The sequence below is a fragment of the Natrinema halophilum genome (assembly GCF_013402815.2).
In the GTDB taxonomy this organism is placed as follows: Archaea; Halobacteriota; Halobacteria; order Halobacteriales; family Natrialbaceae; genus Natrinema; species Natrinema halophilum.
On the sequence record NZ_CP058601.1, the window covers coordinates 4,022,995 to 4,041,024 of the forward strand.

Genomic DNA, 18,030 nt, shown 5'->3' on the forward strand with positions numbered 1-18,030 from the left:
GTGATCGTTCAAAACAGTTGTGGTCAGCTAGCAGTCCACAGTTGCTTCGTGACGACAGGTCGCTACTCACCGAGTTATCACCCGTTCAGACCTGACTCGTGGTCCGCTGTCACCCCCACTGCTCGGCACTCGCCCGCCCGCATCGAATCGATGGGTTACGTTTTGTGTCACCAATCATCTTCCGTTAAAGTCAAACAGTCGGCTCGGGAAGTGTCCAGTATGAGCAGTGAACAGGATGCGGAGTCGATCCGGTGTCTCGTCGCCAAAGTCGGCCTCGACGGCCACGACCGTGGAGCGCACGTGATTGCACGCGCGTTCCGCGATGCCGGCTTCGAGGTCATTTACTCTGGATTGCACAAATCACCAGACGAAATCGTTCAGGCTGCAGTGCAGGAAGACGTCGACGTCCTCGGCATCTCTATCCTCTCTGGTGCTCACGACACGTTGGTCCCGAAGATCATGAACGGTCTCGAGGAGTACGGCGCCAAAGATGATACCCTCGTCCTCGCCGGTGGTGTTATTCCCGACGAGGACCGCGAGGGACTCTTAGACGACGGCGTCGCGGCGATCTTCGGGCCCGGTACCTCGATCGAGGAGACTATCGATTTCGTCCGCGAGAACGCACCGCAGCGATGAATATGGATTCGGACGACGAATCGCTGCTCGAGTCGTTACTGTCGGGTGAACACCGCGCGCTCGCCAGGGTCATCTCGAAGATAGAGAACCGATCGCCGGGCTATCGGGATCTCGTTTCACAGTTGTACGCACACACTGGAAACGCAGACGTAATCGGCATCACGGGAAGCCCCGGCGCGGGCAAGTCGACGCTGGTCGACAAACTCGCCGAAGCGTACCGAGACCGGGGCGAAACGGTCGGGATCATTGCGATAGACCCGTCATCGCCGTTCACCGGGGGAGCCGTCCTCGGGGATCGAATCCGGATGGCTTCCACGGTCGGTGACATGGACGTGTTCGTCCGCTCGATGAGCGCCCGGGGAACTCTCGGAGGTCTCTCGACGGCCACGGCAGATGCGGTCAAAGCGATGGACGCGTTCGGGAAGGACAAAATCATCGTCGAGACCGTCGGCGCCGGACAGAACGAGATCGACATCGTCCGGACCGCCGACAGCGTCGCCGTCCTCGTCCCACCGGGATCGGGAGACGACATTCAGACCCTCAAAGCGGGTATTCTGGAGATCGCAGATATTTTCGTCGTCAACAAGGCCGACCGGGACGGCGCGGACCGAACCGTCCAGGAACTGCGGGAAATGGTCCACATCGGCGAGGAAAGTGGAATCGGCGGCGGTCACCACGGCGTCGATACTGGCCTCGACGGTAGCGACGCGGTTGAGGACGACGCTGCGGGGTCGGACGAAGGCTGGACCCCGCCGATCGTCGAGACAGTCGCCACGAAAGGGACTGGCGTCGAAGCCTTCATCGATGAACTCACGACCCATCGCGCGTACCTCGTCGACTCCGGCGCCCGGGCCGAGAAGGTACGAACGCGCTACGCCGAGGAGATTCGTACGCTGCTTCGCGAGGACGTTCACACCATGCTCGAGGACGAACTCGCCGAGAGCGGCGGGATCGACGACCTCGCCGAAGCCGTCCGTCAGGGCGAGACCGACCCCTACTCCATCGCGACCGACGTCCTCGCACCCGTCGAAGCCTGTCTCGAGAACGTAGAGACCGACGCGAGTGAGGACACGGACACGGAGTAGCGTCGCTCCGCGACCGGTCGTCGAACGAGGGCGCTCCGAGACGGAGCGCACCATCGAAACCGAATCCGAGAGCGGGTGTTGATCCGCCGTTCGTACCCAACGTGTTGATGGTAAAATGATGCGTATAGGGATTCGACGAGTTCCTCCATTTCTCTACGGAAACGGACTGATTCCGAAACCTATCAGAACGCAAACGTACTGAAGACGCCGTACACGGCGCGATTCTCGGCGCTGTGTGGTAGATGTGCCGTTACAGGAGATATCCGAGTCCGAACCCGAGGTCTAAGGACGGTGCCGTCCTATACTCGCGCATGAAAGCCCGAACAGTCCTCGGTGTGGCGCTTGGAACCGTCGGCGGCGCGATTATCGGCGACAGACTCCTGAAACAGCGCGCGGGCGACCTCGAGAACCCACTACCCGGCGTCGAGCGAACGTATCGATGGCGCGGAATCGAGACGACCTACACCGTCGCGGGCGATCCGAATGATCCGGATATGCTTCTCCTCCACGGGATCTACGCCGGATCCAGCAGCAACGAATTCGCGCCGATTGTCGAGCAACTGGCCGAGGATTACCGCGTGTACGTGGTCGACCTTCCCGGCTTTGGCCGTTCGGAACGACCTCCGCTCGTCTACTCAGCGTCTCTCTACGCCGAATTCATCCGCGACTTCGCTGACGAGGTCACCGACGAACCGATTGTCGTCACCTCCTCGCTTGCGAGTGCGTTCGCCGTCGACGCTGCAGACGAGACCGACTTCGAGCGGCTGGTGTTGATCTGTCCCACCGACGAGACGGGCGACGAGCGGCCGTGGGTACGAACCCTATTGCGAACTCCAATCATCGGAACGACGCTGTACAACCTGCTCGCGAGCAAGCCGTCGATCCGGTACTTTTTCCACCGCGATGGGTACTACGACTCCGATCGAATCGATTCGGATGAAGTTCAGTACGCCTGGGACAGCGCTCACCAACCCGGCGCACGTTACGCCACCGCTTCCTTCGCAGCAGCTACTCTCGATCCCGAGTTCGATCTGGCGACCGAACTTGCGGGCCTCGAGACGCCGACCACGCTGGTCTGGGGTCGGGATGCAGAACTCATCCCGCTCAGAGAGGGTCGGGATCTCGCCGAGGCGGCCGACCTCGAACTGGTCGTCATCGACTACGCGACGCAACTACCCCACGCCGAACATCCGGACAAATTCGTCGAATACCTGAGCGCGGAGCTCCCGCGGGTCGACATCGACGAGTAGCCGAGCGGGGAGCGTGCCGCGTTCGTCATCATCGCTTCGGAACGTTCTGGACTACTTTCGGCGTCGTAGACGACGGCTCCCGTTCGTCGCCCATTCCAGTCGTAACCACGAGGCGCATCCCGCGTCGGACGCTCATGTCGATTTCGTGGACCTGCTCTTCGGGTAGCAGTACCAGCCTGCCGGCGGTTGGATTCGGACTGTTGGGCAAAAAGACGTTGTAGACGTCCTGCCCGGCCACTTCCTCGACTGGGGTCGGGCTCTCGCCCGTAACGAGGCCGATCATGTAGACGCCTTCCCGGGGATACTCGACCAGAACGACGCTTTCGTAGCCCGTTTTTCGTTCGACGAGCGAGTCCGCGACCTGCCGGACGCTCGAGTAGATCGTACTGACCAGGGGCACGACGTTGACGAGGCGACCGATGTTGCCGAACAGTTGCCGGCCGACGCTCTGCTTGGCGAGAAAACCGAGGAAGATGATCGACGTGACGATCAAGATGACGGCGAGTATCTGGGCGACGGCTTCGACGTTGCCCGTGTACTGTGCCAGTCCCGCGGCGCGAACGATCGGGGTGACGAACTGTCGCAACCAACTGACGAGGAGTCGGAGTACGTACAGCGTAACGGCAAGCGGTGCGACCAGGATCAATCCCGCGACGAAGCTACTCTTGATAGATTCCGTGAGTTTCATAGCGGCGTTGGAGTCCCGCGGCTGAAATACCCATCGGCGACGCCACTCACGGTCGTGATTTAGGGGCTGAGAGGCAAGCGCAGAGCCGGGTACTTATACTGGACGGAACCCGAGGATGCGCTTGCCAGTCGTCTCCGAAACCGTGATCTCGAGTTCGACGGCGAGCCCCGTTTCGACGGCCGCGGGGTCGACGCCTACGACCTGTCCGGTTACGCGAACGGGACCGAAGTCCGCGATGGCCGTCGCGTACGGTGCGTCTTCCTCGAACGACGGCGTTGGAACGTGCGTGACGTTGAACGTCTGAATCTCCCCCGTTTCGGGCATGTCGACCCGCTCCAATTCGAGCGAACCGCAGTCGGGACAGACCCGACGTGGCGTCAGGGAGCCGTGTCCGTTAGCACACTCGAGGTAGTACGTATCGCCTTCTTCGGCCGCTTCGAGCCATTCGTCGTAGCCGGCGTCTTGAACGCCGTCAGCGTCGCTCATTGGTCGGTCACCTCCAGTACGTGAACCGTTGCACTCGCGACCGTGCCACCCGCGTTGTGTGCGACGCCGGTCGTCGCGTCCGAAACGTATTCGCTATTGGGATGGGTGCCGGCCAGTAGCTTTGTGACTTCCGCGATCTGGGAGGCGCCGGTCGCACCGACCGGGTGTCCCTTGGCTTTCAGGCCACCAGAGAGGTTGATCGGCGTGTCACCGTTCGCGGTCGTCCGGCCGGTTCGTGCCGCGGAGATGCCCTCACCGATCGGTTCTATGTCCAGCGCCTCGAGTGCGAGGACTTCGGCGATCGTAAAGCAGTCGTGGACCTCCGCGAAGTCGACATCGCTGGCATCGACGCTGGCGTCGTCGTAGGCTTCCACGCCCGCTTCGCGCGCGGCGGGCGATCGTGCGAGGTGGTCGCGGTCGTGCAGCGCCATCCGATCGCCACCCTGACCGGTGCCGGTAATCGCGACCGGCGCGTCGAGGTCGTGGTCGTCAGCGTAGTCTTCGCTCGTGAGAACGAGCGCGGATGCGCCGTCAGAGATCGGACAGGCGTCGTAGAGGCCGAGCGGTTCCGAGACGGGCGGCGCCTCGAGAACGTCCGAAACGTCGATCGCGCGCTGATATTGCGCTTTGTCGTTCGTGAGGGCGTTCTCGTGGTTCTTGACGGCGATGTGGGCCAGATCTTCGCGCTCGCCGCCAAACTCGTCGAAGTAGGCCTGGGCCATCAAGGCATACGCGCCGGGGAACGTCACTCCGGCCCGAACCTCCCAAAGGTCGTCCGCGGCGATAGCGAGCGCCTCGGTCGCGCCCGCGGTTCCGAGGTTGGTCATCCGTTCTGCGCCGCCGACGAGGAGGACGTCGTTCTCGCCGTTGCGAATGCGTTTGACGGCCTCGCGGACTGCGGTCCCGCTCGAAGCGCACGCGGATTCGTAGCGGGTCGCAGGGGCCTGGACCCCTGCCGCTTCGGCCATCAGCGGGCCCTGGTGACCCTGGTGTTCGGAGAGTTCGCCCATGAAATTCCCGTAGAGAACGGCCTCGACGTCGTCCCGGGGAACGGTGCTGTCCTCGAAGGCCGCAATGCTGGCTTCAGCGAACAGGTCTCGACCAGTCCGTTCGGGGCTGTTTCCGAACGGTGTTAATCCTGTCCCTGCGACACGTACGTCACTCATGTACATGCCCGTAGTGGACGGATCCGTTAATACTCCGCGGTTGTGACCCTGTATTCACTTTCAATGACAAATAACTCCCACAGACATTTCGGCGCGATCGACGCTGACGAACGGACCCGATATCGTATCGGTATCCAAACTACTACGGTCGGTATTTCCCCGGGCTTATATGGTACCATGACCCAAATAATGGTATGACTGCCGTTTCGTTCGATCTGGATCTACTGGCGGAACTAACGGAGGTGAGTGGCGTCCCCGGATACGAAGATCGAGTTCGCGATATCGTCGTCAGAGAACTCGAGAAAACTGTCGACAGCATTCGGACAGACGCGATGGGAAACGTAGTTGGAACGCTCGACGGGGAAAGCGACTATTCGGTCGCCGTTGCGGCCCACATGGACGAGATCGGCTTTATGGTCAGACATGTCCGCGGCGACGAGGACGGCTTCGGATTCGTCGAACTCGATGCGTTGGGCGGCTGGGACGCACGGATCCTCAAGGCCCAACGGGTGACGATCCACGCCGAAGACGAAGACATTCCGGCCGTCATCGGCTCACCGCCACCGCACACGCTCGACGAAACGGACCGCGAGAAGACCCCGGAAATCGAGGACGTCGTCGTCGATCCCGGCCTCCCTTTCGAGGAGGTTGAGAAGCGCGTCTCCCCGGGGGACCTCGTTACGATGGTTCAGACTACCGAACGTGTTGGCGAGACGATAACCGGAAAAGCCCTGGACGATCGCGTCTGTCTGTTCGCCATGCTCGAGGCAGCCCGCCGCGTGACCGATCCTGCCGTAACGATCCACTTCTGTGCGACCGTCCAGGAGGAAGTCGGACTCCGCGGGGCTCGCGCCCTCGGCGTCGACATCGATCCCGACCTCGGTCTGGCACTGGACGTCACCGTCGCAAACGACATCCCTGGCTTCGAGGATGGTGAGCACGTTACTGAACTCGGCGAGGGGACAGCAATCAAGCTCAAGGACTCGAGTGTCATCACGAATCCAAAGCTCCACGGTCGCCTCCAGTCGATCGCCGAAGACGAGGGAATCGCCTACCAGCTCGAGATCCTCCCCTCGGGCGGTACCGATACCGCGGGCTTGCAGCGGTCGTCCGGGGCAAAGCCCGTCGGCGCGATTTCGGTCCCGACGCGGTATCTCCACACCGTGACCGAGACTGCACACGTCAACGACGTCGCCGGGACGATCGACCTGCTCGCGGCGTTTCTCACGACCGAAGACGGGACGTACGACTACACCCTGTAAGCGGCAATCCGAACGGCTCTCGAGACGACTGACGGATTTTCGCCTCGCGTATCGTCGGAAGCATTTAGAGACCGACGAACTCGTCGACTCGGCCCGGCGGTTCAGTAGTCCAGCCTACAGCTACAAGACCGACCGATGCTTCGGACAGCCGATGCCGTTTCAGAACGCGAGTGCGTCGACAAGTATCGCGACGAGCACGGCGCCGAGGAAGGCGTTCGAGGCGTGGAACGACCGGAACGCGGCCGTTTCGGTCTGTTCGAAGTGAAGTCGCACCGCGGCCCAGAGGAAAATTCCGCCGAAGATCACGACTGTTCCGGCGTACAGCGTTCCGAGTTCGGTGATCCAGGCGAGCGCGATAGTGCTCACGAGCGTGGCGGCGATGTAGTAGATAATGTGCTTTCGGGTGACGGTTTCGCCGCGAACGACCGGCATCATCGGAAAGCCGCCGCGGGCGTAATCCTCGCCGTAGGCCAGTGCGAGGTTGTAGAAGTGCGCCGGCGTCCAGAGGAAGATGACGCCCGCGAGTGCGAGTCCCGGCCAACCGATTTCGTTCGTCACGGCGGCCCAGCCGATGAGCGCGGGGAGGGCGCCTGCCGCACCACCGATGACCGTGTTCTGGACCGTATTCGGCTTGAGGAGGAGGGTATAGACGACGCTGTAGAAGAGGATCGCGGCCAATCCAAGCGCCGCGGCGAGCCTGTTGATCGTCAAGAAGGCAGCCAACGACGCTGCGGTCAATGCGAATCCGAACGCCAGTGCGTTCCGGACCGGAATCAGGTCGACCGCCAGCGGTCGGTCGGCGGTACGGGACATCTTTTGGTCGACGTCGCGCTCGAGAACGTGGTTGAACGTCCCGCTCGCGCCGATGGCAAGGACGCCGCCGCCGAGGGTCGCGATGATCGTGGCGATATCGAGTCCGGGTCCCGCAGCGAGTGCCATCCCCGCGGCGGCGACGAGACAGAGCAACCACATCAACCGCGGTTTCATCATCTGGAAGTAGGCGAAGACGGTCAGCCTGGCGCGTGCCAGGCGACTCGTCGGGAGCTGCCGTTCGGTCGCGGATGGAACGTCCGCCTCGAACGGCTCCGGCGAATCGATGGCGTCGTCTTCACGACCGGTTGCGAGTTCGAGGTCCCAGGCGAGGGCGAAGACGATCGCCGTAAAGATCACGAGACCGAGTGCAAGGTGCAGTCCCGGGAGGATCGCGGCGGGACCGACCGTGGCGGTAATGGCCCCGACGCCGATCTGGACGACGTAGAGGATGGCTGCGACGACGAGGGTCGCTCGGACCCGACTCGAGACCTCGCCGAGGATCGCGGCGAGTGCCGTCACGGCGACGAGCAGGCCGACTGCGACGGCCGCAAGCCGGTGGCCCCAGGCGATCGCGAGTTCGGTCTGGTTCAGCGGATCCACCGGCGCGTGACAGGTCGGCCACGTCGAACACGACGCGGCTGCGTTCGTCAGCGAGGTCGTCGCGCCGACGATCAGGAGTAGATAGACGCCGAGCGCTGTCGTTGCAAGCAGTGCGGAGAACCGACGGCGTGTGCCGATCGGGCGGGGAAAGGACTCAGTTGCCACGGCTATTCTCGTCTACACCCTTCGACTCCGCGTATTTATGGCTCCCGCTTCTTCCCGCTTTCGGGGATTCGTATCCGACCGTAACGACGGAGTATGGGCTGCCGTAACCGCCGGTACGGCGGCTCGTCGTTCGCTCTCACCGCACCGCTCGAGAGGCGACCGAAAAGCAATTACGCTGGTTAGCGTAGCTGTCATCGTGCCCGGCGAATTCCGCGGTCGATCGCCGTCGGTCGATGACTCAGCCACCTCGAGTGGGGTCTCTGAAGCTGCGTTCGACGGTTGCAGCGAGGAGCCGCCCGCTCGCTGTCCGTATTGCGACCGACCGTTTCGGCAAGACCGGTACGAATCGCTTCATCGGGGCCTCGCACACTCCGAGCGCCTCACCGACCGCGAACGCGCCACGTTCGAGCGCGTCCGCAGCGAGGAATACCCGGCGATTCGTCGCGTTCGACTGTACGCGCTTTTCGTCCTCGTCCTGTTGTACTTCGGTCTACTGATCCTCGCCGCCTTCGTCGTCTGATCGTCACATTCCCATGTCCTCGGCCGCCGCCGGAATCGGGAGGTCGTGGGGCGAGACGCCGAGCAGCTCTCCGGCGTGGTCGAGCGCCATGTCGAATCCGTAATATCGCTCGAGTTCGTCCCCGTCCGCCGTTTGCCGCACTTTCAACATCGCGTATCCCTCGATATTCTGGACGATCGCGGCCGTTCCGCTCGACCCCTGCGGGCCTGACCCGTCTCGACTGAACGTGAGGATACGCTCCGTTTCGGTTTCGTCGTACGTCGCCCTGATGCCGCCCGCTTCCGCCGTCCGATCGTCGGTCATACTCGGTATTCGCGGATCGATCACCGCGAAGCTGTCGGTTTCGAACAGCGACTCGATCGGCTCGTTCGCGGCAGAAACGCGTCCGTTCTCCCGTGACGTACGGTCCCAGGCGAGGACGACGTCGAACATCGACACCGACTTTTCGGTCGCCTTCGAGGTACACTCGTGAGCCGTTCGGATCTCGATCCGGCCAGCCCGCCGCTCGCGTCATTTCGATTCACCCGGGTGGTCGCCATCCAGTGGGTCGTCGGTTCGGCCGTGGGATTTTTCGCCTTTGCCTACTGCTTCGGGCACGTCTACGCCTGGATTCGCGGCGTTTCACTCGAGCCGATCGTGATCGCCGCGTCGTCGCCGCCCACGACCTTCGGCTGGCTGGCCGTCTTGCTGGGGCTGCTCGTCTGTGTTATCGTTCCGCACGAACTGCTTCACGGTGCAGTTATGGCGTACTATGGCGGCTCTCCGTCGTACGGCGTCGGAGTTTCGCATTTCGTGGTGCCATACGCCTACGCCGAAACCGACGGCAGGAGGTACACTCGAAATCAGCTACTTGTGGCTCTGCTAGCGCCGTTCGTCGGTCTGACGGCACTCGGCTTTGCCATCATGGTCATCGTCCCTTCACCGCTGCTCGTCGTTCCGCTGGCGGCGAACGCGGCCGGTTCGATCGGCGACCTCTGGATGGCCGCTATCCTCTGTCAGTATCCTGCCGACGTCCGCGTGGGAGGACTTCTCGACGATGGTGACCGCGGGTTCGGCATTTACGGCTCGAGGGATCGTCCCACGACCCGCATTCCCGGCACGGTTCTCCTGTCCCGGTTCGTTACAGGTAGCGTCGGAACCCTCGCTTTGATCGCGACGTACGCGCTCGTCGCCATATTGCTCTCGCTCGCGTTCGGCTCTGGCGACGTCGTTCTCGGCGATCCCGATGCCGGCTGGCTCTTTTTCCGCCACGACCGTCGGGCCGACGGCAGTGCCCTCCTCGAGATCGGGGACGGACCGCTGCTCGCCGCGGCCGCCCTCGGCGGGCTGGCGTGGACGTCGGTCACGATTGTCCGCCGTCGATTCGAGGGCGAACACGACGGGATGCGAAAGTAAGCAGGGCTCGCTCGGAAACCGTAACGCTCGAACGGGTGCCCCGCCGACACCGTCCCATGACCAAGTGGCTCCGAAGCGGTCGCCGCCGAGACATCTGTTTCCTGCTCGCGGGCGCGGAGGACGGAGAACTACGCGGCCAGCAGCTAAAATCCGAACTCGAGTCACACTACGAGGACCGGATCGAGCCGAAGTCGTTCTACGGCTCGGTCTCGGCGCTGGTCGACGCCGGTTTCGTCGAGAAACGAACCGCGGGGCTCCACGACGTGTACGCGCTTACTGAATCCGGCAAACAACGAACGCGCGAGCACTTCGCGTGGGTTCGGACCTGTCTCGAGGCCAATAGTAGTCGTTGAAACGATGTCCCCACCGCCCGCACTGCTGCGGTCAGCGAGTACTCGCTGACCGCGAATTCGAGAGCTGGGTGTGCAGTGACGTTCAACGACTACAATAGCAGCCGCCTCGGGCGGCGGTGATCGACGTTCGATTCCACGATCGCGGTTCGTGCGTTATCCCTCGAGCAACTGGTCGCCGATCGTGTTGCGCAGGACTTCGCTCGTGCCCTCGTAGATCTCGTTGAGCTTGGCGTCGCGGTAGAACCGCTGTGCGGCGAAATCCTTGGTGTAGCCGTAGCCGCCGTGGATCTGAATGCCCTCGTTTGCGACCTCGCGGCTTACTTCCGAGGCGTAGAGCTTCGCCTGGGAGGCGTCTTTGATGTAGTCCTCGCCGCGGATCTTCTTATCGGCGGCTTTGTGCATGAGCATTCGAGCCGCCTGGATTTTCGTGTCCATGTCCGCCAGTTTGTGCTTGATCGACTGGAACTCGCCGATCGGCTGCCCGAACTGCTCGCGCTCGGTGGCGTAGTCGCGCGCCTCTTCGAAGGCCGCGCGGGCGATACCGACGCCGCGGGCCGCGATCGTGATCCGGCCGCCGTTGAGCGTCTTCAGCGCGTGGACGAAGCCGTCGCCCTCGTCGCCGAGTCGGCGGCTCTCGGGAATGCGAAGATCGTCGAACCGAAGTTCCGCCGTGGGACAGCCCTTATCTCCGAGTTTTTCCTCCGTGCCTTCGACGATGAAGCCGTCGTCCTCCTCTGGTCTGACGACGAACGACGAGATCCCCTTGTTCCCCGCATCGGGATCGGTCTTCGCGAAGAGGGTCACCGTGTCGGCGACCGAGCCGTTCGAAATCCAGAGTTTGCCACCGTTGATGACGTACTCGTCGCCGGTTCGTTCCGCAGTGGTTTCCATCGCGGGCACGTCGCTTCCTGCTCCCGCCTCCGAGAGCGCGAACGCGCCCACGTCTTCGCCCGCGGCCAGCGGCGTCAGGTACTCCTCCTTCTGGTCCTCGTCACCGAACTCGTAGAGCATGTTTCCTGCCAACGACGTGTGGGCGGCGACGACCGTTCCGAGGCCGCCGGACCCGCGGGCGATCTCCTCGAGTCCGATCGCATAGGAATGATAGTCCAGCCCGGCTCCGCCGTATTCTTCGGGAAACGGCATTCCCATCAGCCCCAGTTCAGCCATATCGTCCACGAGGTCCCGGGGGAACTCGTCTTCGTGGTCGATTTCGTCGGCGACGGGAACGACCTCCTCGTCGACGAACTCCGACACCATGTCTCGGATCTGTTGTTGCTCAGCCGAAAGTGCAAAGTCCATGGTCGATGGTTGGAGTCTTCTCTTCTTTATAGTTCTTCTTTGCCGATCCGATCGCTAATACATTCGAGTAACCGGACTGCGCGTCCGTTCGAAGAGAGCAATCGTCTCCCAATCGGCACTGCAATAAGCCTCCCCAGAGAGCTCACATGTGAGTTAGCCAAGCAAGTTAGCCGAGCGATATCGCGTGTATATCGTCACTCCGGTCGATATCCGGGTGTTTTACTCCCTGTCTCTCCCGTTTCTGTAACAGACACGAAACGGTGCCGGCACAGAATTCGTGGTCTCCGAAATACCCATGATGGTCGACCTCCCAGTTGGATATTGTATGGTCCGCTATGCCGAAGAGCGCTGTGCCAACTGCACGGGGAAACAGATCGAACGGACCGACGGATCCGTGTGGTGTCCGAACTGCGCACTGTTCGATTCCCATCAAAAAGCCACGTAACGTGGCTTTTCGCGGTGTCTACCCCGGCTTCGCACACGAAAGCGGAATCGCATCTCTGTTCGGTGTCGGAATCGATCCGTTACCGGACCGCGGCCAACAGTATATTAACCCGTTCGGTTTGACCTCCTTCTATGAAACGAGTCAGCGTCGACGATGTCGATCAGTGGATGAGTCCGGCGCGGAGCAAACGATCACTATCTAACGCACTCGGTGCCGAACACCTCGCGATGAATCATTACGTTCTCGATCCCGACGAGAGCTTCGGCTTCGGCTATCACCGACACGCCGACCAGGAAGAAATCTTCTACGTGCTCGAGGGAACGGCCACGTTCGAGACGGAGGACGGTGACGTAGCCGTCAGCGCAGGGGAAGCGATCCGATTTGCACCCGGCGAATGGCAACTCGGCCGCAACGAAACTGACGAGCAAGTCGTCGCGCTCGCACTCGGTGCACCAGCCGAAACTGACGAAATAGACGTCCTTCGGACGTGTCCCGACTGCGGTGAACGCCGGTCCGTTCGGATCGAACCGACCCCCGACCGTGACGCGCTCGTCGCCATTTGCGAGGATTGCGGTGCGGAGACGGTACGACATTCCTGAATCGCACGTCGATCCGAGTACCGAGTCGTCCGTTCCTGTTACGCGCTCGTAGTGCCTGTACGCGAGTAGTTGGTGGCACGTTACTGACATTAATCGCGAGCGACCGTTACTCGGGCTGCGGTCACTCGGGCCGTCGATCCGCAACGTAGCGGAGATGACTGCGGTCCTCCTGCGAATCGGTGACGATGGGTTCCAGACCGACGTGGACGATCGATGCAGGCTGCCGGACCTCGAGGAGGCCCACGCATCAGCGGCGAGGATGCGATCGGGTCGGTACCGTGATGATCGCCCTCGCGACCTTCGACCTGATACCCGCAGCGCGGATCGTGATCGAAGTCAGGCGCTGCGGTATGGATCGTGGACGAACCTGGACACTGTCGTTTCGCGCTCGGATCGATCTATAGTAGCCGTTGAACGTCATTATATACCCCGCTCGCGAATTCGCGGCCAGTGAGTTATCGCTGGTCGCAGTAGCGCAAGCGGTGGGGACATCGTTTCAACGACTCCTATAGTACCACCCGCGATTGGCAGTCGCTGCCACACAAACTCGTTACCTCGCCGTCGTCTCACAATTATCTATATATTCGAACGTACAATTAACAGAACGAGTCCGAGATCGACTGTGTACGACCGCCACCGATCGGAAGAGTACGCCGCGACCGCGGCGTTTTTCCCGGATGGTAACCAAACTAACTCGAGTAGATGACCACGGGCCAGCCCGAACCCCCCACTGACGCCGATCTAGAGTGGTGTTACGACGCGGTTCACGGCGTTTCGCGGACTTTTTCGATCACGGTCGATCGGCTTGAAGAGCCGATGGCGAGACACATCTGTCTCGGCTATCTCCTGTGTAGAATAGCCGATACGATCGAGGATGCGGGACACATCCCACCGGAAACCCAGACCGAACTGCTCGAGGAGTACGACCGCCTGCTCGATCCGACCGCGGACGGTTCCGTCTCGGCGTTCATGAACGACGTCGAGCCCTGGATCCCCGACGAACGGTCCGACGACTGGGACGTCGTCGCCGAAACACCGCGTGTCGTACAAACCTTCGAATCGCTCGACGAAGACCCACGCGAGATCATGCGCGAACCGGTTCGTGAACTCGTCGACGGAATGGCGATGTTTACCGATCGGTACGCCACTGAGGGCGGACTTCGCCTTCAAACCGTCGAAGAACTCGAGGAATACTGCTGGTACGCCGCCGGCACCGTCGGCACCCTGATCACCGGTTTGGTCGCCCGCGGAACGTCCCAGGAGCGAGCCGACGAGATGCGCCAGAACGCGCGTTCGTTCGCGCTCTTGCTCCAGTTAGTCAATATCGCAAAAGACGTCGAGTCGGACTATCACGACGAAAACAACGTCTACCTCCCTGCCGAATGGCTCGCAGCAGAGGACGTCGACGTCGAATCTGTCACCGACGAGGCCCACCACGGGGGCGTTACCAACGTCATCAAGCGGGTTACCGGACGCGCCGAACGCTACCTCGACGACGCCCAGCGCTACCTCGAGGTCGTCCCGGAACACCACGGCAATCGGCTCTCTGCGTGGGCGATTCCCTACCTGCTCGCGGTGGGAACCCTCCGAGAGCTTCGTGAACGGCCGGAGGACGTCGTTCGCGAGGGAGACGTCAAGGTGTCTCGCGCGGAAGTGTACGCGCTCTTGCAACAGTTCGAAGACGGCGTCCCCCGATCGCGTCTCGACGACCTTCGCAAAAAGATGTCGAAGCAGCCGCTCCACCAGTGACGGCCGCGGTGAGATGGCGGGATGTTCGGATTGTAAACGGTTTCGACGACGAGTGGGAACTGACCTGAGCCGTGGTCGTCTCGAGGAGGCACCACGGTCGTCGGAGCGCCCGTCCAACGAGGACGGTACTCGAATTCGGAAGTACCCGAGTAGTACTCCGGCCGATGATCGAACCACTACTCTCTCGGCCCGAACGGGGGAGCCTGTCTCTGTCGTATTCCGTGCCGTTGCCCCATCACCGTCGTGTTCCCCGCAGTTACCACACGGTCGAACGCGTTCACGGTACGAGACACAATACGTATAATTGATACCTGATAAGTTGAGGAAAACCGCCGTCGGTTTCGGACGTAACCGAACGAACCGCTGGCTTGCTACCGTCGCCCATGACCACTACCGATTCGATTTTCACAAGCGTCGAGGCCGTTCGTGACCGCGCTCGCGACGCACTCGAACGACGGTTCGGTATCGACAGGCGTGGGCTAGCGGCCTTCCGAATCGCTCTCGGGTCTATTCTGCTGTTCGATGTCGCACACCGGTCACGGGCTGTCGTCGCGTTCTACACCGACGACGGCGTGTTACCACGCACACTACTTTTCGATCAGTCTGCGGTTGGTAGATACTCGATTCACGCGCTCTCGGGTGAGTTGTGGGTACAGGGCATCCTGTTCGGTTGTGCGGCAATTCTCGCGGTCGCGGTGCTCGCCGGATACCGAACGAAAACCGCAACGATCCTCTCGCTTTTTCTGCTTCTCTCGGTTCAGTTTCGCAATCCGTTCGCGCTGAACGCCGCAGACAGATTACTCCGTGTACTGGTCCTTCTTGGCGTATTCGTACCGCTGGGCGAGCGCTGGGGGATCGATGCGTTGTGCGACGCTGACGGTAATGCGGACCTCGAGCGAAAGGAGGGTCCCAGCGCTCGAACCAAGACCAGCGCTCGAACCGAAGCCGAGGCTCGTAGCGGGCCCAGCACTCAATCGGAAAGCGAAACCAGGATCACGACGCCGGCGACTGCGGCGATTCTCGTCTCCATCGTCGTCGTATTCGCCGATAATGCGCTTCTCAAGGCCGTCGGTGAGACGTGGCACAACGGCGAGGCGCTCCGCTACGCGCTCAGACAGGATCACCTGACCATCCTGCTCGGGGATGTCATCGCGAACTACCCGATTGCCCTCGAGATCGGAACCTACGTCTGGACGGGGCTGGTGTCCGGCGCACCGTTCATGCTCTTGCTCACCGGCCGGCTTCGGACTGCGTACGTCTCCGCGTTCCTCATCGCGGTTACCGGGATGGCACTCTCGATGGCCGTCGGCCTCTTCCCGCCCGTTCTAGCAGCCGCGTTCATCCTGTTTCTTCCGCCGCGGGTCTGGGACGCAGTCGAACGCGCTACCACCCGAACGATCGACCGAGTGGTCCTTCTCGAGCGGTTCGAGGCGGCGTGTCGGGGCGGGGTCGATCGTCTGCCCCGTCCGCAGCCAGTCGGTTCCTTGCTTTCGGATCCAACCCGCGGGCGACTGCGGCGATGCTGGTCGCTCGTCCTCACCGCCGTTCTGACCGTCGTCATTCTGTGGAGCGTCGCATTGCTCGGAACCGCGGCTTCGTTGGAGCCGGTCGACGCGTTGGAGCCGGTCGACGCGTTGGAGCCGGGTGATCACCGGTGGCGAATGTTCGCTCCGGATCCGAGTACGAGCGACGGCTGGTACCTGGTCACTGCTCACGTCGACGAGGGGGAGGACTTCGCCGTCCTCCGAGAGGGGGACTCCGCAGCCGATCGACTGCCGGACCCATCCGAATCGGTTCCGTCGTTCCGGTGGCGCAAATACACGAGTTCGACGTTCGACGACTCGGAACCCGCCGGTGAACGTGCCACGCGGTTCGCAGCGTATATGTGTGAACGCGCGCGCTCTCAGACCGATGTACCCGTCGAAACAGTCACCGTCACCTACACCGAACAGCGGATCGTGCTCGAGGGCGAAGCGCCGCCACCGAAGACGGTCGAGGTGGTCGAGCGATCGTGTTCGAACGACCGGAACGCTGAATTACGGGTGGTCCCAACTGTCGGCTAACCAATGAGCGAAGCCACTGTGGACGACAATCCGGTTATCCTCTTCGACGGCGTCTGCAACCTCTGTAACGGGTTCGTCCAGTTCATCCTCCCGCGAGATACGGACGGCATCTTTCGCTTCGCATCACTCCAGTCAGACGTCGGCACGGAACTGCTGGCCGAACACGGACTACCGACGGACGAACTCGAGTCCATCGTTCTGATCGAAGGCGACGACCATTACGTGAAGTCGGACGCCGTCATCAGAATCGCTCGGCTCCTCGGTGGAGTGTACACGCTGATGGGCCCGTTCCGGTACGTCCCGAGAGCGATCCGCGATAGAGCGTACGACTTCGTCGCCGCTCGACGGTACCGCTGGTTCGGAAAGAAAGAGCAGTGTGCCATGCCGCCGCAGAACGTCGACGTCGGTGCCCGGTTTCTCGAGTAGTCGAGCGAACCCAGCAGCGACGAAGGGTTCGCGGTCACGACAGCGACAGTCCGCGTATCTCGACCGAATTACCCTCTGTGACGTGGCCGATGATCCGTCCGTCGGTGTCGGCGGCTAGGTCCTTCGCACCGTCTTCGGGAAGCGCGACGACGAACCCGGTCCCCATGTTGAACGTCCGGTGCATCTCGTCGGCCGTCACGTTCCCCGCATCCTGTACGAATTCGAAGATCGGCTGCGCCGGAAGCGGCTCGTCGATCACGTACTCGTAGTCACCCATCCGGAGCAGGTTCGTCCAGCCGCCACCCGTCACGTGAGCTGCCGCGTGGACGCCGTGAACGCGCATCGGCTCGAGGAGATCCGTATAGATCCGGGTCGGCCGAAGCAGCTCTTCGCCGATCGTCCGTTCCGGACCCAGCGGAAATTCGTCGGTGTACTCGTGGTCGCGGGTCACCGCCTCGCGGGCCAGAGTCAGTCCGTTCGAGTGGATCCCGTTCGAGGGGAAACCTACGAGCACGTCACCGACCTGGGCCTCCCCCTCGAAGATGTCGCCTTTTTCCGCGAGTCCGACGCACGTTCCCGCCAGATCGAACCCCGTTACGACCTCCGGCATGACGGCCGTCTCGCCGCCGAGCATGGTGAGGTCGGCCTGCTCCAGGCCGACTGCGAGGCCTTCCCCGATCTCGTTGGTCAGTTCCTCGTCGGGGTCGTCGACCGCGAGATAGTCGACGAACGCGACGGGTTCGACGCCCGCAGCGACGAGGTCGTTGGCATTCATCGCGATGCAATCGATGCCGATCGTCGAAAAGTCGGCTATCGCCTCCGCGACGAGGAGTTTCGTCCCGACGCCGTCGGTCGCCAGCGCGAGATACCGGTCACCGATGTCTAGTAGCCCGGCGTACTCGGTTCGCAGGTTGCTGCCGAAAGCCTCGAGGAGCGCCGCGGTCGCGTCCTCGCTGGCCTCGATGTCGACGCCGGTCTCGGCGTACGTGAGCCGCTCCTCGTCTGCGTCGTCCGTCTCGGTCATACTCGA

General features: G+C 62.2%; 18 protein-coding genes. 11 read left to right on the plus strand and 7 right to left on the minus strand.

Going from position 1 to position 18,030, the window contains the following annotated elements; genetic code table 11:
- The first annotated feature begins 219 nt into the window (after nucleotides 1–219).
- The 3 genes from HYG82_RS40080 to HYG82_RS40090 all read left to right on the plus strand — a co-directional run bounded on the left by HYG82_RS40080 (nucleotide 220) and on the right by HYG82_RS40090 (nucleotide 2,971).
- Nucleotides 220–636, plus strand: coding sequence for a cobalamin B12-binding domain-containing protein (locus HYG82_RS40080; RefSeq protein WP_179263637.1), 417 nt, complete (start codon nucleotides 220–222; stop codon nucleotides 634–636).
- A 2-nt stretch (nucleotides 637–638) separates the two neighbouring features.
- Complete coding sequence (gene meaB, locus HYG82_RS40085; RefSeq protein WP_179264650.1) at nucleotides 639–1,721, plus strand: methylmalonyl Co-A mutase-associated GTPase MeaB; 1,083 nt, start codon at nucleotides 639–641, stop codon at nucleotides 1,719–1,721.
- Nucleotides 1,722–2,032: 311 nt separating this feature from the next.
- A complete protein-coding gene (locus tag HYG82_RS40090; RefSeq protein WP_179263639.1) occupies nucleotides 2,033–2,971 on the plus strand; it encodes an alpha/beta fold hydrolase in 939 nt (312 codons plus the stop codon).
- A gap of 28 nt (nucleotides 2,972–2,999) precedes the next feature.
- Here the strand turns inward: HYG82_RS40090 and HYG82_RS40095 are convergent, their stop codons facing one another.
- From HYG82_RS40095 to HYG82_RS40105, 3 genes are all read right to left on the minus strand, one after another.
- A complete protein-coding gene (locus tag HYG82_RS40095) occupies nucleotides 3,000–3,659 on the minus strand; it encodes a DUF502 domain-containing protein (protein ID WP_179263641.1) in 660 nt (219 codons plus the stop codon).
- Between the two features lie 93 nt (nucleotides 3,660–3,752).
- Nucleotides 3,753–4,145, minus strand: coding sequence for a Zn-ribbon domain-containing OB-fold protein (locus tag HYG82_RS40100; protein ID WP_179263643.1), 393 nt, complete (start codon nucleotides 4,143–4,145; stop codon nucleotides 3,753–3,755).
- Nucleotides 4,142–5,311, minus strand: coding sequence for a thiolase C-terminal domain-containing protein (locus HYG82_RS40105; RefSeq protein WP_179263645.1), 1,170 nt, complete (start codon nucleotides 5,309–5,311; stop codon nucleotides 4,142–4,144). Before HYG82_RS40105 ends, HYG82_RS40100 begins: the two co-directional genes overlap by 4 nt.
- 194 nt (nucleotides 5,312–5,505) lie before the next feature.
- Here HYG82_RS40105 and HYG82_RS40110 point away from each other — a divergent pair, with 194 nt between their 5' ends.
- On the plus strand, nucleotides 5,506–6,573 hold the full coding sequence (locus HYG82_RS40110; RefSeq protein ID WP_179263647.1) for a M42 family metallopeptidase: 1,068 nt from the start codon (nucleotides 5,506–5,508) through the stop codon (nucleotides 6,571–6,573).
- A 159-nt stretch (nucleotides 6,574–6,732) separates the two neighbouring features.
- On the opposite strand, the gene HYG82_RS40115 is transcribed toward HYG82_RS40110, so the two are convergent.
- A complete protein-coding gene (locus HYG82_RS40115) occupies nucleotides 6,733–8,151 on the minus strand; it encodes a heme o synthase (protein WP_179263649.1) in 1,419 nt (472 codons plus the stop codon).
- Nucleotides 8,152–8,347: 196 nt separating this feature from the next.
- On the opposite strand from HYG82_RS40115, the gene HYG82_RS40120 reads away from it, so the two are divergent.
- Nucleotides 8,348–8,671, plus strand: a complete 324-nt coding sequence (locus HYG82_RS40120) for a DUF7410 domain-containing protein (protein ID WP_235217760.1) — start codon at nucleotides 8,348–8,350, stop codon at nucleotides 8,669–8,671.
- A 3-nt stretch (nucleotides 8,672–8,674) separates the two neighbouring features.
- Here HYG82_RS40120 and HYG82_RS40125 read toward each other — a convergent pair whose 3' ends face one another.
- Nucleotides 8,675–8,974 carry a DUF7111 family protein gene (locus HYG82_RS40125; RefSeq protein ID WP_179264654.1) on the minus strand — a complete coding sequence of 100 codons (300 nt, stop codon included), beginning with the start codon at nucleotides 8,972–8,974 and terminating at the stop codon, nucleotides 8,675–8,677.
- Between the two features lie 165 nt (nucleotides 8,975–9,139).
- On the opposite strand from HYG82_RS40125, the gene HYG82_RS40130 reads away from it, so the two are divergent.
- Together HYG82_RS40130 and HYG82_RS40135 are read left to right on the plus strand one after the other, a co-directional pair.
- The gene (locus tag HYG82_RS40130) at nucleotides 9,140–10,066 is read left to right on the plus strand and encodes a DUF3267 domain-containing protein (protein WP_179263650.1); all 927 of its coding nucleotides are present in this window, start codon (nucleotides 9,140–9,142) and stop codon (nucleotides 10,064–10,066) included.
- A 56-nt stretch (nucleotides 10,067–10,122) separates the two neighbouring features.
- Nucleotides 10,123–10,419 (plus strand): PadR family transcriptional regulator, encoded by a 297-nt coding sequence (locus HYG82_RS40135; RefSeq protein WP_179263652.1) that lies wholly within the window; start codon nucleotides 10,123–10,125, stop codon nucleotides 10,417–10,419.
- A gap of 153 nt (nucleotides 10,420–10,572) precedes the next feature.
- On the opposite strand, the gene HYG82_RS40140 is transcribed toward HYG82_RS40135, so the two are convergent.
- Nucleotides 10,573–11,718: an acyl-CoA dehydrogenase gene (locus HYG82_RS40140; RefSeq protein WP_179263654.1), complete on the minus strand. Its 1,146-nt coding sequence runs from the start codon at nucleotides 11,716–11,718 to the stop codon at nucleotides 10,573–10,575.
- A gap of 576 nt (nucleotides 11,719–12,294) precedes the next feature.
- On the opposite strand from HYG82_RS40140, the gene HYG82_RS40145 reads away from it, so the two are divergent.
- The 4 genes from HYG82_RS40145 (at nucleotide 12,295) to HYG82_RS40160 (ending at nucleotide 17,000) form a co-directional block, all read left to right on the plus strand.
- Entirely contained in the window at nucleotides 12,295–12,762 is a 468-nt protein-coding gene (locus tag HYG82_RS40145; RefSeq protein WP_179263656.1) for a cupin domain-containing protein, read from the plus strand.
- 702 nt (nucleotides 12,763–13,464) lie between these two features.
- A complete protein-coding gene (locus tag HYG82_RS40150; protein ID WP_179263658.1) occupies nucleotides 13,465–14,511 on the plus strand; it encodes a phytoene/squalene synthase family protein in 1,047 nt (348 codons plus the stop codon).
- A 383-nt stretch (nucleotides 14,512–14,894) separates the two neighbouring features.
- A complete protein-coding gene (locus tag HYG82_RS40155) occupies nucleotides 14,895–16,574 on the plus strand; it encodes a hypothetical protein (RefSeq protein WP_179263660.1) in 1,680 nt (559 codons plus the stop codon).
- A gap of 3 nt (nucleotides 16,575–16,577) precedes the next feature.
- A complete protein-coding gene (locus HYG82_RS40160; RefSeq protein ID WP_179263662.1) occupies nucleotides 16,578–17,000 on the plus strand; it encodes a thiol-disulfide oxidoreductase DCC family protein in 423 nt (140 codons plus the stop codon).
- Nucleotides 17,001–17,034: 34 nt separating this feature from the next.
- On the opposite strand, the gene purM is transcribed toward HYG82_RS40160, so the two are convergent.
- Complete coding sequence (gene purM / locus HYG82_RS40165; RefSeq protein ID WP_179263664.1) at nucleotides 17,035–18,024, minus strand: phosphoribosylformylglycinamidine cyclo-ligase; 990 nt, start codon at nucleotides 18,022–18,024, stop codon at nucleotides 17,035–17,037.
- Between the last annotated feature and the right edge of the window lie 6 nt (nucleotides 18,025–18,030).